This is a genomic window from Psychromonas sp. L1A2 (genome assembly GCF_009828855.1).
Taxonomy (GTDB): Bacteria; Pseudomonadota; Gammaproteobacteria; order Enterobacterales; family Psychromonadaceae; genus Psychromonas.
Genome location: NZ_WUAG01000001.1, coordinates 269950 through 284453, shown reverse-complemented (window position 1 = coordinate 284453; position 14504 = coordinate 269950). Strand labels below are relative to the sequence as shown.

The following is a 14504-nucleotide window of genomic DNA, read 5'->3' as shown; positions in this document are numbered from 1 at the left end:
ATCGTAATTAATGAGATCATGATCAAATTATATAAACGAAGAATAATAAATATCTTTACTTTTTCTTTATAAAACAAAAGCTTTTAATAGGCATAAAAGATTAACTTTACACCTATTAAGTAGTAATGGCGGGGGATAGAGCGGTTTTTTATTTGGTTAATCTATTTGTTTAATACGCAATTCAGCAGGCACTTCAAACACAGTATTTTCTTCTACACCTGGGTTTTCAACAACAACATCACCGCCCATTTTTTGTAATTTTTTAATCACAGCTTGCACTAAAATATCAGGAGCAGAAGCTCCAGCAGTCACTCCAACACTTGCTACATTTTCAAACCATTCACTTTGAATATCAAACTCATTATCGATCAAATAAGCATTCACGCCGGCGCTATTTGCTTTCTCTCGTAAACGATTTGAGTTTGATGAATTGGTAGAACCCACGACTAAAACTAAGTCCGTTTTATCAGCAAGATCTTTAACAGCATCTTGGCGATTTTGTGTCGCATAACAAATATCGTTCTTACGTGGTCCTTCAATCATAGGAAATTTCACACGTAAAGCATCGATAACATGTGCAGTGTCATCTACCGATAAAGTCGTTTGAGAGCTATAACATAAACTTTCAGCGTTTTTAACGTCAAGCAATGCAACATCTTCCGCTGACTCAACTAAGTAAATGCCACCTTTTTTACTATCGTATTGCCCCATTGTACCCACCACTTCAGGGTGACCATGATGACCAATCAAAATACATTCTTGATCACGGCGACTAGCACGCGTCACTTCCATATGGACTTTTGTGACTAACGGACAAGTTGCATCGAATACTTTCAATTCACGACGTTTAGCTTCTTCACGTACACTCTGTGCTACGCCATGTGCACTGAAAATAACAATATTATCGTCAGGCACTTCATCAAGTTCTTCTACAAAAATAGCACCACGCGCTTTTAAATCATCAACGACATATTGGTTATGTACAACTTCATGTCGCACATAAATTGGCGTAGGAAATAGCTCTAATGCACGCTCAACAATATTGATCGCACGATGTACACCGGCACAAAAGCCACGTGGGTTAGCTAAAATAATTTTCATAACACTCTCAATATAACATTTTGATTAATAAGGTAATGGACAGATTTTATTAATAATATACCGAAGAATATGACTAGCACATCACTAGAAAATACTTAAGCACATAACGAATAACAACTACTTTTGTAAAACTTCTAACACATCAACTTCAAAAGTAACTGTTTGGCCTGCTAAAGGATGATTGAAATCAACTGTCACGCTATCAGCCACTATTTCACGAATAATACCAGGCAGTTCAGTACCGTCTGGTTGATTAAAGGTAATGATGGTGCCAATTTCTGCCGGTACGTCCGTTGAGAATTTACTGAGATCTACATAATGAAAATTATCAGGGTTAGACAAACCAAAAGCAGACTCTGGCGCTAAAGTGAAGCTTTCAGATGTACCTTCAACTAAACCTAATAAACACTCTTCAAAACCAGGCGTTAGGCTGCCGTCACCCATTACAAATTTAGCAGGCTTATTATCAACTTTAGTACTATCAACTGCAGAACCATCAGATAATTTAATTGAAAAGTGCATTAACACTTCACTATCTGCACCGATAGTTTTGCTTTCACTGTTATTAACTACTTCATTTGCCATTTTAACTGTCATTACTGCTGTCCTTAATTTTTTGTTTTTCGCGCTTTTCAGCCCAAAATAATGAGTCGATAATAATCATTGCCGCACCGATAAAAATAGCAATATCTGCAACATTAAAGGTTGGCCAACGGTAAAAACCTAAATCAAAATCTAAGAAGTCGACAACATAACCAAAGATTAAACGATCTAATACATTGCCTATAGCACCCGATAACACTAATGCATAAGCACTATTCATCCAACGTTGTTTAGCACTAGTTGTTTTCATGGAATATAATAAATAAGCTGAAACAACAAATGCAATGCCACTAAACAAGTATTTTTGCCAACCGCCTGCATCACCTAAAAAACTAAAAGCAGCACCATAATTACGCGCATAAGTGAAATTGAAAAAGGATAGCACTTCGTATGACTGGTATAAATCGAGCATTTCTACCGTCAAATATTTAGTTAATTGATCGAGCAATAAAACCACTATTGTTAGCCATAACCAAGGTAAACCTGAACGCGGTTTTAAGATAGCGGGTGATGATGTTTGAGTCATAGTATTTCCAATAAAAAGTTTAAAAAAAACGCCTTAAATCATTTTCATAACTAAGGCGTTTAATAAAAACTAATTCACAAAGTCATTACTTAATTAAGCAAACTGACGCGTTTCACCTTCGCCGTCAACGTTAGTAATACAACGTCCACATAACTCAGGGTGCTTCTCATCTTGGCCAACTTCTTCACGATGATGCCAACAACGGTCACATTTAGCGGCTTCAGTTTTCAATACGAGTACAGATAAACCTTTAAGTTCAGTTGCAATTGCTTCAGCAGGTGCATCTGCTAATGGTTTAACAGCGGCTTGTGAGGTGATTAAGACAAAACGTAACTCATCATCTAACGTACTTAATAATGTATTGATTTCTTCAGAAGCATATAAAGTAACTTCAGCTTCTAGTCCGCCACCAATCACTGTTTCTTTACGAGCAAGTTCTAGTGTTTTATTGACTTCAGCACGTACCGCAATGATTTGAGTCCATTTATCGTTATCTAAGACTTCATTCTCAGTTAAACCAAACAAACCTTCATACCATGTTTCAGTGAAAACAAACTCGTTACGCTCACCCGGTAAACGTCCCCAGATTTCATCAGCAGTAAAGCTTAAGATAGGCGCGATTAAACGCACTAATGATTCAACGATATGATAAAGCGCAGTCTGACAACTTAAGTGAGCATTGCTGCCTGTTTTCGCTGTGTATTGACGGTCTTTAATAATATCTAAGTAGAAACTACCTAAGTCAATTGAACAGAAGTGCATTAGTTTTTGGTAAACAACATGCAGATTGTAGTTATCGTAGGCTTCAATCACTTCATTTTGCATCGTTAATGCTTTCGCCACGATCCAACGATCTAGCGCAACCATTTCTTCTGGTGCCACTAAATCAGTTTGCGGATCAAAACCATTTAAGTTTGATAATAAGAAACGTGACGTATTACGAATACGACGGTAGCTATCTGCACTACGGTTTAGGATTTCATCAGAAACGGTGATTTCACCCGTATAATCCGTTGAAGCAACCCATAAACGTAAAATATCCGCACCTAGGTCATTCATCACTGTTTGTGGCGACATTACGTTACCCAGTGATTTAGACATTTTCTTGCCATCACCATCCACTACAAAACCGTGCGTTAACACTTCTTTGTAAGGAGCAACGCCATTGATTGCAGTGCTAGTTAATAGTGAAGATTGGAACCAACCGCGATGTTGATCTGAACCTTCTAAATACAAATCAGCTGTTGCTTGTGTGCCATCTTCTTTAGTGTATTCATCACGAACCGCAACAACAGAGGCGTGAGTTGTACCAGAGTCAAACCAAACATCTAATGTATCAGTTACTTTGCGGTATTGTTCTGCTTCAAAACCTAAAATAGATTCAGGCTCTAAATCGAACCAAGCTTGAATGCCTTCTTTTTCGATTTTCTGTGCAATCAGTTCCATCATTTCAATAGAGTTTTCGTGCAATTCGTCAGTTTCTTTATTCACAAATAACGTGATTGGCACACCCCATGTACGTTGGCGTGAAACACACCAGTCAGGGCGACCTTCAATCATTTTTTCAATGCGGTTTTGGCCCCAGCTTGGGATCCATTTAACATCTTTGATCTCTGCTAATGCACTGTCACGTAACCCTTTTTGATCCATAGAGATGAACCATTGTGGCGTTGCACGGAAGATGATTGGTGTTTTATGTCTCCAACAATGTGGGTAACTGTGCTTAATATTAACGTGATGGATTAATGCATTACGTTCAGTCAATACTTCTAATACTTTATCGTTTGCTTTAAATACATGTAGACCTGCAAAGAATTCAGTATCGTCACGGAACACACCATTATCGCCAACAGGGTTCGCCACTTCTAAGTCATATTTCAAACCAGCAGAATAATCGTCTTGACCATGCCCAGGAGCAGTATGTACACAACCCGTACCGGCATCGATAGTCACGTGGTCAGCAACAATCGCTGGTACTTGTAAATCTAAGAATGGATGTTGGAATAATTGTTTCTCTAACGCAGCACCTGTTGCGATAGCTAACGTCGTAAAATCTTCAATGCCGTAACGTGTCATACAATCAGCAACAAGATCAGTCGCTAAGATAAAACGACGTCCACCACCGGCTACCAGTGAGTATTCAACTTTTGCAGCTAATGCAATGGCACGGTTAGCAGGCAATGTCCAAGGCGTTGTTGTCCAAATAACAGCAGAGATAACACCTTGACCAAAGTCATCAGCTTGCTTATCGAAACAAGCAAGTAATGCATCACTATCAACTGCATTAAAGGCCACATCGATTGCTGGAGATAATTTATCTTCGTACTCAACTTCAGCTTCTGCTAATGCAGAACCACAATCGGTACACCAATGAACTGGTTTAGACCCTTTGTGTAGATGATCATTTTTAATGATATTAGCTAATGCACGAACAATATTTGCTTCCGTTTTAAAGTTCATGGTTAGGTATGGGTTATCCCACTCACCTAACACACCTAAACGTTTAAAGTCTTTGCGTTGGCCATCAACTTGACGCGCAGCGTATTCACGACACTTAACACGGAACTCAGCAGCGGTTAGCTTTTTACCCGGTTTACCGTGCTTTTGCTCAACTTTAAGTTCGATAGGTAGACCATGACAATCCCAACCTGGAATGTAAGGTGCGTCAAAATCAGATAATGTTTTAGATTTAACAATAATATCTTTTAGAATTTTATTAACCGAGTGACCGATATGAATATCGCCATTTGCATAAGGAGGACCATCATGCAGAATAAATGTTTTTTTACCTTTTTTGGCAGCACGAATCTTTCCGTAAAGATCCTGTTTGTACCAATTTTTAAGCATGTTAGGCTCACGATTAGCCAAGTTTGCACGCATCGGGAAACCAGTTTTTGGTAAATTTAATGTACTTTTGTAATCACTCATCGGTTTTATTCCATCTAACGTTCTATTAATTAAGCTGATGCCATTGTCTAGCTTGCTGAATATCTTTATCAATCTGTACTTTTAGTTCCGCGAATGAATCAAAACGAACTTCATCACGTAATTTTTTCTCAAGTAACACTTCAAGCTGACGGCCATATAAATCACCTTCGAACTCAAATATATGTACTTCTAACTGTTGTCTTTCACCATTAACGGTTGGGCGACAACCAATATTTGCAACGCCACGATAAACTTGTTTATCAATACCAGCTTCATCAACACCAAGCACTGATACCACAAACACACCCGATACAGGTGAAACGCGACGTTTTAAAAATAAATTTGCAGTCGGAACGCCTATTGTACGACCCAACTTCTTACCATGTCCAACACGACCAGCAATACTATATTTTCTACCTAGCATTTGCTCTGCTTGTTGTAATTGACCTTTTGCTAATGCACTGCGTATCCGAGTGCTACTAACACGACAAGCATCTTGCGACAGGCTTTTAGTATCAACGACTTCAAAGCCATATTTTTCACCTGCTTCTTTTAACAGAGCAAAATCACCTAAACGTTGGTAACCAAAGTGAAAATCATCTCCAATCACTAGGAACTTAACATTTAATTTTTTAATTAATAGCTGCTCAATAAAATCATTCGCACTAAGGTTGGCAAATTTATGCGTGAAAGACACACACAGTAAGCTATCCAAGCCTAGTTTTTCAAGCTGTACGAACTTATCACGCAAACGGCTTAGTCGACCAGGCGCATTTTTACCTGCAAACAATTCAGCAGGTTGAGGCTCAAAGGTCATTACCGTCGCAGGCACTTGTAAGCGTTTAGCTTCCTTTAACAGGCGAGACAAAACAGCATGATGGCCAAGATGAATGCCATCGAAATTGCCAATACTTAACACACAACCTTGAGGTTGATGTTGTAGATTATGAATTCCGCGTATTAATTCCATGATAATGTCATAAATAATTGCCAAAAATAGCGTTGAAAATATAAAAGAGCTGATTATATATTAAGGCCGCAAAGTAATCAGCTTTCATTTTAACGGTTTAACATTAATTCTAACGACTTACTTTAAATTAACGACCGACTTTAAAGTGACGTAGACGCAATCCAAAAATAAAATTACTCACCAAGTAAATAGCGGCACCACCTAAAATCAAAGCAATTAATTGCATTATTGACTCAAGTAAACCAAAACCAACCCACATAACAAGACTCGGCGTCATATATAACAACGCAGCGACCATCACTAAACCTGACGCAATAATACGTATTAATACAGCCAAGCTACCCTTTTGTACTTGATAAACACCGCTCTTATAAAGACCAAACCATAATAAGCCAGCGTTTAAAGTCGCAGATAATGAGGTTGCAATAGCTAACCCAACATAACCAAAAGGCACAGCAAAAATAACATTTAACACCATATTACTTACCATCGCGATCACACCAAATTTAACCGGTGTTTTCGTATCTTGGCGTGAGTAATAACCTGGCGCGAGTACTTTAACTAACATAAAACTTAATAAACCGCTGGCATAAGCCCATAAACTCATCGCCGACATACTGACATCTTGCATATCAAACTCGCCACGCATAAATAAAACACGCAACATTGGCTCCGCTAACACCATTAAACCGAGCATGGCAGGGAAACCTAAAAAGCATACGCTACGAATGCCCCAATCTAAGGTTTTAGAAAAACCTTCAGAAGACTTATTAACATGAGAAGAAGACAAACTTGGCAGAATAACCGTCGCAATCGCAATGCCAAACAGCCCTAACGGGAACTCTAGTAAACGGTCAGCGTAATATAACCAACTGATTGAGCCCGTTTGCAAAAAGCTGGCAATAAAAGTATCTAACAACAAGTTTATTTGACTGACTGACACACCAAACAAGGCAGGAATCATTAAGGTACGAATTTTTACGACACCAGGGTGATGCCATTGCCAGCTTGGTTTCACTAACAATTTTTCTTTTTTCAAAAAGGGAATTTGAAATAGGAACTGTATTAAACCACCAATAAAAACACCGATCGCCAAACCAATTTCAGGTTGGGCGAGTTGCGGAGAAAGAAACACAGCACAGGAAATAATGGCAATATTTAAAAATACCGGTGTAAAAGCCGCGACGGCGAATTTCCCTAATGTATTAAGAATCGCGCCAGATAAGGCAGTAAAAGTGATAAACCATAAATACGGGAAAGTGATTTTTAACATGTCTGACGCTAATACAAATTTATAGGCTTCAGGGCCGCCATTCCACCACTCTAAAAACCAACCAAAGCCAAATAATGCAGTGATCACTGAAGAACCAATAACTCCTAAAATGGTAATAATAGTGATGATGGTGCCTAAAGTACCTGAAACAGCAGAAATGAGTTCTTTTACCTTATCTCGAGACTGTGTTTTTTCATATTCGGTTAATACAGGAACAAAAGCTTGTGCAAATGCACCTTCTGCAAACAAACGACGTAAAAAGTTAGGAATTTTATTAGCAAAGAAAAATAAATCTGCAGCAGCCCCTGCTCCCATCAAATTTGCAATAACGATATCGCGAACTAATCCTAAAATACGAGATACTAAGGTCATAGAACTTACGATCATGCCTGATTTTATTAGCTTTTTACTCACACTTGATTTCCTAAAGACTAAAATGGAATAACACTCAACGCACTAAAAGATGAGATTCAGAATGACAAAATACACGCTTTAGTTAAATTTAATAGATTTAACAGGCAATATATCGTCAAAACATTCGACTCTGCATTTGCATCTGTAATGGGTTGAGTATAAAATGCGCGCAGTTTAACCATCCACCTGGTTCGTTACCAGTTATTTTATTGGTTAATAAGAAACCATTTGACAATATACGTGTTACAAGGCATATTCCACGACCTTTGATTATCCCTTGTTATACAGAATTTAGGAGTTAAGGTCTTGGCTAATATCAAGTCTGCTAAAAAACGTGCTTTATTATCTGAAAAAAGCCGTAAACATAATGCAAGTCGTCGTACAATGATGCGTACTTTCATCAAGAAAGTTGTTGTTGCAATCGAAGCTGCAAACAAAGAACTAGCTACGGCTGAGTTCGTTAAATTACAATCAGTTTTAGATGCTTACGCAACTAAAGGTCTGATCAGCAAAAATATGGCTGCTCGTAAGAAAAGCCGTCTTTCTGCTAAAATTAAAGCGCTTTAATTCTTATTTAAGAATTTGCCTTTTATTTAAAATATTAAAAAACCGACCTAGTGTCGGTTTTTTTATGTCTATATTTTCAGAATTACTTGTTTTGTATATTTAAATATTCACTTTAAATATAAAACCTTAAAGAGCTATCTTTCAAGAAAGACTTCTCAAAAGATAGATTTCAATTAAATGCCCATTCCAGATAATGCATTAATTAAATCTTTAACAACTTTACCAACAACTGGGTTTGTTTCTTCAAACATTAACAATTGTTGTGATATTTTCTTATCTCGAATCAATTGAGCGGGATCGCCAGACATGATGGCTTGTTGTAATTGGTCATGTACTTTTTGTAATTCACCTGCAGTACATTCATCTGCAACTAAACCTTCAGATAACACATCAGATAATTTCTTAAATTCAGATTGTACTTTTTTGATTGGCATACACACCTCAGTTTTAAATAATAGATAGTGATACGAAACATGGTTAAGTGATTAGCATTTTTACACTGAACACTTAAACTGCTTATTTTCATTGTAGCATCAGTCCTTTACAGGCACCTTTAAAAATCGGTCGATAAAACGAGTGAACACTAAAAAGATGATCACAAACAAAATACTGATCACTATCAATCCAACTTTAAACCAGCTTTGATCTTGATAAGCTTGCAAAAACAGGCTTGATAAATAAATCGCCATCAACCAATAAGCAATACGTAAAACATAGCTCCAAATAGGATAGCTTTTATCCGTTAGCCATAACCTTGCCATTTTAATCCCTTATCTTATCGACGGTTTTAATGTAATACGTTTACGCATTATCAACACTAAAGCTTAATACATCATTAATATGCTTTTGTTCAGTAGAGAGCATTAACAATCTATCTAAGCCTAAAGCAACACCTGCACAATCAGGTAAATGATCTAAACAAGCGACAAATTTATGATCTATCGGCATTTCCGGCAGACCCATTGTTACTCGTAATTGATTATCCGCTTGAAAACGCTTTAATTGCTCTTCACTGTTATTGAGTTCATGAAAGCCATTCGCTAACTCAACACTTTTATAATACACCTCAAAACGATCAGCAACACGATCATCTTGTGTATTAATTCTAGCGAGAGCCGCTTGTGAGGCAGGAAAATCATAAACAAAACAAGGTTCGTCTTGGCCTATTTTAGATTCTATCGCGATACAAAATAACAGTTGTAAAATCGTGTCTTTGTCCGTTTCATTATCAAGTACTTCACCTAGCTGTAAATGTGCACCTGCCAATTTTAACTCTTCGATACTTGCCGTTAATGGATCAACTTGCAAAATAGATAAAAAGGCCTCTTGGTAACTACACCGCGTTGGCGTATTACACTTCAGAATCAACATTAATAACGTCGCCATTTCGTCCATTAATTGGTGATGGTCAAAACCAACTTTATACCACTCTAATAAAGAAAACTCAGGGTTGTGAAAACGTCCCGACTCTTCATTTCGATATACTTTTGATATTTGATAAATTGAGCCGCTGCCAGCTGCTAATAGACGCTTCATCTGAAACTCTGGTGAAGTTTGTAAATATAATGGCACACCACCGTCTACTAACGGCTTATCACTAATATTACGACCAACAAACTGTGTTTTAAAACATTGAAGATGCACATCGGTCACTGCGGCTTGACTGAGAGAAGGCGTTTCAACTTCTAAAACTTGTAAGTCGCTAAAAAAATCTCGAATCGTTTTTAACATCGTCGCACGCGCACTTAATTGTGCCAGCGAAGCACTTGGTAACCAGTTCATTGGAACTCCTTTTTTAAAAGCCTAGTTTACCTAACCTTTGGCATTTCTGGAATCTATACCCGCTATCATTCAAAGTGTAAAATTTAACAATTTTATTAACGAGTTAAGCACTAAATTTATATTGTTCATAAGAGTTTTAACTTAACCTTGTTTCGATCAAAGTTTTCCCCAAGCTAACTGATAGACTAAATATTAAGCAGTTTGTCATTTTGTTGGAGAAAATTATGCAAATAATCAAAACAGACGTCGCTATTATCGGTGCAGGAGGTTCAGGGTTAAGAGCCGCTATCGAAATCGCTGAAAACTACCCACAGCTTAATATCGCGCTTATATCCAAAGTTTATCCCATGCGCAGCCACACTGTTGCAGCTGAAGGCGGAGCAGCCGGTGTAGTGCAAGATAGTGACTCATTAGATCAACATTTCGATGACACCGTATCTGGTGGCGACTGGTTGTGTGAGCAAGATGTGGTGCAATACTTTGTAGAAAATGCAGCGAAACAATTAACACAATTAGAACACTGGGGTTGCCCTTGGAGCCGTAAAGCCGACGGTAATATTAATGTACGCGCTTTTGGTGGAATGAAAAAAGAACGGACTTGGTTTGCCGCTGATAAAAGTGGCTTTCATATTCTACACACGCTTTTTCAAACATCGCTTAAACACCCTAAAATAACTCGGTTTGATGAACACTTTTGTCTTGATTTAATTGTTGAAGATAACAAAATTCAAGGCGTGGTCATTCTTGATATTGCAGAGGGTGAAGCAAAATTAATTCAAGCAAAATCAGTGATCATGGCGACCGGCGGTGCAGGGCGAGTATATACCTATAACACTAACGGCGGCATCGTCACCGGAGATGGAATGTCTCTCGCCTACCGACACGGTGTCGCATTGCGAGATATGGAATTCATACAATACCACCCTACTGGTTTACCAGGTTCAGGCATTTTAATGACGGAAGGTTGCCGTGGTGAAGGTGGTGTATTAATCAATAAAAATGGATACCGTTACTTACAAGATTACGGCTTAGGGCCTGAAACACCGCTTGGTCATCCTAAAAATAAACACATGGAATTAGGTCCAAGAGACAAAATAAGCCAATGTTTCTGGCAGGAACAACAAAAAGGTAATGTGATCAGTGGCGATCGTGGTGATGTGGTTTATCTTGATTTACGTCATTTAGGCGAAACCAAAATTGACGAGCGATTACCCTTTATTCGAGAACTCGCTAAAGCTTATGTAGGCGTTGACCCTGTGCATGAGCCAATCCCTGTTCGACCAACGGTGCATTATACGATGGGTGGTATTGCCACTAACGCTAAAACGGCCACCAGCTTAGCGGGATTATATGCCATTGGAGAATGTGCTTCAGTCGGCTTACATGGTGCAAATCGCTTAGGCTCTAACTCACTATCAGAACTAGCCGTCTTTGGCCACTTAGCAGGCCAACAAGCAGCAGAATACGCTCAACAAACAGAACATCAAGCTATCCAACCACTACAAGAAAAAGCTGAAAAGATAATCGCAACAACAGAGGCGTTATTAAACAGTAATGGAACGGAAAAAATGGCTGATATACGTCAAGAAATGGGCGATTGTATGGAAGAAGGTGTTGGTATCTATCGAACACAAGCATCAATGCAACAAACCATTGATAAATTAGCCGAATTAAAAGTGCGTTATCAACATATTAAAATCAATGATAAATCCAGCGTCTTCAATACAGAATTTTTATATGCCATTGAGTTAGGTTATTTATTAGATACCGCAGAAGCGATTGCCCATAGTGCGATTGCTCGCCAAGAATCACGTGGTTCACATCAACGTATTGATGAGTTTAATACACGCAATGATGTGCATTTTTTAAAACACTCATTAGCCTATTATCAAGCCAAACAAGCACCCATTATAAAATACTCCGATGTCACTATCACCAAAAGCAAACCTGCTGAACGAGTATACGGTGCCGCTTCTGAAACGAAGGAGAAATGATTATGTCAGCTCAAGCCAGCCCAGCGAAACAAAAAGTAGTCGATAAAGTCATCGAAATAGAGATCCTTCGTTATCGTCCAGAGCAAGATGAAAAGCCCTTTCCTCAATTGTTCGAAGTGCCTTATCACCCAGATATGTCGATCTTAGAGGCACTGCAATATATTAAAGATCATTTAGATAGCAGCATCAGCTTCAGATGGTCTTGCAGAATGGCTATCTGCGGCAGTTGCGGGTTGATGGTTAATAACATACCAAAACTAGGTTGTAAGGCGTTCCTACGAGACTATTATCCACAAAAAGTGACACTTGAAGCTTTAGCTAACTTCCCGATCGAACGTGATCTTGTTGTGGTAATGGATGATTTCATTAAAAAACTAGAAGAAATTAAACCTTACATTATTCCTGCAAGCGATGATAAATGCCTATCGGAAGGCACTTACCAACAAACCCCTGAACAAATGGAAAAATATGCAAAATTTTCCATGTGTATTAACTGTGGCCTCTGCTACTCGGCTTGCCCACAGTATGGGCTAGATAAAAAATTCATAGGCCCTGCTGCATTAGCTTTATTAGCACGATATAACCGAGATAGCAGAGATGCAGGAAGTGTTGAGCGAATGAAAATAGTAAACCAAGAGCAAGGCGTATGGTCATGTACTTTTGTTGGTTATTGCTCAGTAGTTTGCCCTAAAGGAGTTGACCCTGCTGCTGCGATCCAATTATTAAAAGTCGAAAGCAGCAAAGACTACTTAATTGGTATGTTCAAGCCTGATTAATATGACAAGCACATTGCTAATATTAGAGACAATAAAAAAGCGAATGCTTTTAACGTGAAGTTATTTTGGAGTAAATAAAATGAGTAAACGTAAACCTTATCAACGTGAAATGAACAATGACTGGTGGTTAAAAAACATATTTTACAGCAAATATATGATTCGAGAAGGCAGTAGTATTTTCATCACACTCTATAGCCTTATTTTAGCTTGGGGAGTTTTCCGTTTAAGCCAAGGAGAAATGGCTTTCAATGCATGGTTAAGTGCCTTGCAACACCCAGTTTCAATCGTTTTCCATTTGCTAGTGCTATTGATTGCTTTGTATCACACCATCACTTGGTTTTCATTAGCACCTAAAGCAGTAGATCTCTATATCAAAGGAAAATCACTGGATGGAAAACTAATTGTTACAGGTCATTACATAACATTCGCTATTGTCACTGTCTTTTGCTTAGTAATCATCATGCTCTAAAGGAGGTTTCATGAACATTCAACAAACAACAGAACCATTAAAAGAGAAAAAGTATATTCGCTCAAATGAACCTGTCTTTTGGGGATTGTTTGGTGCTGGCGGCATGCTAACAGCATTTCTAACACCAGTGATGGTATTAGTGACAGGGTTATTGATTCCATTAGGCATAATTGATGCTGAACACCTAAGTTATGATAAGTTGCATCAATTTGCTAGTAGTTGGTATGGCGCAGCTATCATCTTGGTATTAGTCGCATTACCTTTATGGCATACGCTACACCGTATCTTTCATTCATTGCATGATTTAGGCATTAAACGAGGTCGAGATTGGCAACAGGTGATTTGCTATGGATTTGCATTCGCCGTCAGTGTGTTTGTATTTACTTTGTTATTGCAGATGCTAACTCAGTAGCTTTGCATTAAAAAAGCGATCATTAAAAAACACCACACATAAAAAAACCAGCTGAATGCTGGTTTTCCTTTTTCGATGAAACATTAACAATTGTTAATGCATTCAATCGATTATTTTTTTACACGACCAACATATTCGCCGCTGCGTGTGTCAACTTTAATCGTTTCACCAATTTGAATGAATAAAGGAACACGAACAACTGCGCCTGTTGATAACGTAGCAGGTTTACCGCCAGTACCAGCAGTATCGCCTTTAAGACCTGGGTCTGTTTCAGTCACTTCTAACTCAACAAAGTTAGGTGGCATAACAGCAATCGGTGCATCGTTCCAAGTAGTGATAGTACAAATATTTTGTTCTACTAACCATTTGTCCATATCGCCTACCGCATTTGCATCAGCAGCAATCTGTTCAAATGTATCGTTATCCATAAAATGGAAGAACTCACCATCGTTATAAAGATAAGCTAAGTCAAAATCCATGACATCAGCAGATTCAACTGATTCATTTGATTTGAATGTTTTATCTACCACTTTGCCAGATATTAGCTTACGATATTTAACACGACTAAATGCTTGGCCTTTACCAGGTTTAACATACTCGTTTTCCATGATCACACATGGCTCATTATCGAGCATGAATTTTAGCCCGCCTTTAAAATCACTGGTACTATATGTTGCCATTATAACCTC

The 14504-nt window shown here is 38.2% G+C and carries 15 protein-coding genes; 5 read left to right on the top strand and 10 right to left on the bottom strand.

The features are described 5' to 3' along the window. Positions 1–156: 156 nt before the first annotated feature. The 6 genes from ispH to murJ all read right to left on the bottom strand — a co-directional run bounded on the left by ispH (position 157) and on the right by murJ (position 7815). Positions 157–1101, bottom strand: coding sequence for a 4-hydroxy-3-methylbut-2-enyl diphosphate reductase (gene ispH / locus GQR59_RS01175; RefSeq protein WP_160060341.1), 945 nt, complete (start codon positions 1099–1101; stop codon positions 157–159). Positions 1102–1218: 117 nt separating this feature from the next. Then, the gene (fkpB, locus tag GQR59_RS01170) at positions 1219–1698 is read right to left on the bottom strand and encodes an FKBP-type peptidyl-prolyl cis-trans isomerase (protein ID WP_236546618.1); all 480 of its coding nucleotides are present in this window, start codon (positions 1696–1698) and stop codon (positions 1219–1221) included. Further along, positions 1688–2230: a signal peptidase II gene (lspA, locus tag GQR59_RS01165; RefSeq protein ID WP_160060340.1), complete on the bottom strand. Its 543-nt coding sequence runs from the start codon at positions 2228–2230 to the stop codon at positions 1688–1690. Before lspA ends, fkpB begins: the two co-directional genes overlap by 11 nt. 93 nt (positions 2231–2323) lie before the next feature. Beyond that, a complete protein-coding gene (gene ileS / locus GQR59_RS01160; protein ID WP_160060339.1) occupies positions 2324–5158 on the bottom strand; it encodes an isoleucine--tRNA ligase in 2835 nt (944 codons plus the stop codon). Between the two features lie 25 nt (positions 5159–5183). Beyond that, the gene (gene ribF / locus GQR59_RS01155) at positions 5184–6128 is read right to left on the bottom strand and encodes a bifunctional riboflavin kinase/FAD synthetase (RefSeq protein ID WP_160060338.1); all 945 of its coding nucleotides are present in this window, start codon (positions 6126–6128) and stop codon (positions 5184–5186) included. A gap of 127 nt (positions 6129–6255) precedes the next feature. Beyond that, on the bottom strand, positions 6256–7815 hold the full coding sequence (murJ, locus tag GQR59_RS01150; protein WP_160060337.1) for a murein biosynthesis integral membrane protein MurJ: 1560 nt from the start codon (positions 7813–7815) through the stop codon (positions 6256–6258). A 306-nt stretch (positions 7816–8121) separates the two neighbouring features. Between murJ and rpsT the strand changes: the two genes are divergently transcribed. Beyond that, complete coding sequence (rpsT, locus tag GQR59_RS01145) at positions 8122–8382, top strand: 30S ribosomal protein S20 (RefSeq protein ID WP_028867309.1); 261 nt, start codon at positions 8122–8124, stop codon at positions 8380–8382. A 173-nt stretch (positions 8383–8555) separates the two neighbouring features. Here the strand turns inward: rpsT and GQR59_RS01140 are convergent, their stop codons facing one another. From GQR59_RS01140 to epmA, 3 genes are all read right to left on the bottom strand, one after another. Further along, complete coding sequence (locus GQR59_RS01140) at positions 8556–8816, bottom strand: DUF4404 family protein (protein ID WP_160060336.1); 261 nt, start codon at positions 8814–8816, stop codon at positions 8556–8558. A gap of 99 nt (positions 8817–8915) precedes the next feature. Continuing rightward, complete coding sequence (locus GQR59_RS01135) at positions 8916–9143, bottom strand: hypothetical protein (RefSeq protein WP_137297692.1); 228 nt, start codon at positions 9141–9143, stop codon at positions 8916–8918. Positions 9144–9183: 40 nt separating this feature from the next. Next, positions 9184–10164: an elongation factor P--(R)-beta-lysine ligase gene (gene epmA / locus GQR59_RS01130; RefSeq protein ID WP_160060335.1), complete on the bottom strand. Its 981-nt coding sequence runs from the start codon at positions 10162–10164 to the stop codon at positions 9184–9186. Between the two features lie 224 nt (positions 10165–10388). On the opposite strand from epmA, the gene frdA reads away from it, so the two are divergent. The 4 genes from frdA (at position 10389) to frdD (ending at position 13815) form a co-directional block, all read left to right on the top strand. Next, positions 10389–12158 carry a fumarate reductase (quinol) flavoprotein subunit gene (frdA, locus tag GQR59_RS01125; protein WP_160060334.1) on the top strand — a complete coding sequence of 590 codons (1770 nt, stop codon included), beginning with the start codon at positions 10389–10391 and terminating at the stop codon, positions 12156–12158. 2 nt (positions 12159–12160) lie between these two features. Beyond that, the gene (locus tag GQR59_RS01120) at positions 12161–12934 is read left to right on the top strand and encodes a succinate dehydrogenase/fumarate reductase iron-sulfur subunit (RefSeq protein ID WP_160060333.1); all 774 of its coding nucleotides are present in this window, start codon (positions 12161–12163) and stop codon (positions 12932–12934) included. A 79-nt stretch (positions 12935–13013) separates the two neighbouring features. Next, a complete protein-coding gene (locus GQR59_RS01115; protein WP_160060332.1) occupies positions 13014–13403 on the top strand; it encodes a fumarate reductase subunit C in 390 nt (129 codons plus the stop codon). A gap of 10 nt (positions 13404–13413) precedes the next feature. Then, positions 13414–13815, top strand: coding sequence for a fumarate reductase subunit FrdD (gene frdD / locus GQR59_RS01110; protein ID WP_160060331.1), 402 nt, complete (start codon positions 13414–13416; stop codon positions 13813–13815). A gap of 110 nt (positions 13816–13925) precedes the next feature. Here the strand turns inward: frdD and efp are convergent, their stop codons facing one another. After that, on the bottom strand, positions 13926–14495 hold the full coding sequence (gene efp / locus GQR59_RS01105; protein ID WP_160060330.1) for an elongation factor P: 570 nt from the start codon (positions 14493–14495) through the stop codon (positions 13926–13928). Positions 14496–14504: the final 9 nt, after the last annotated feature.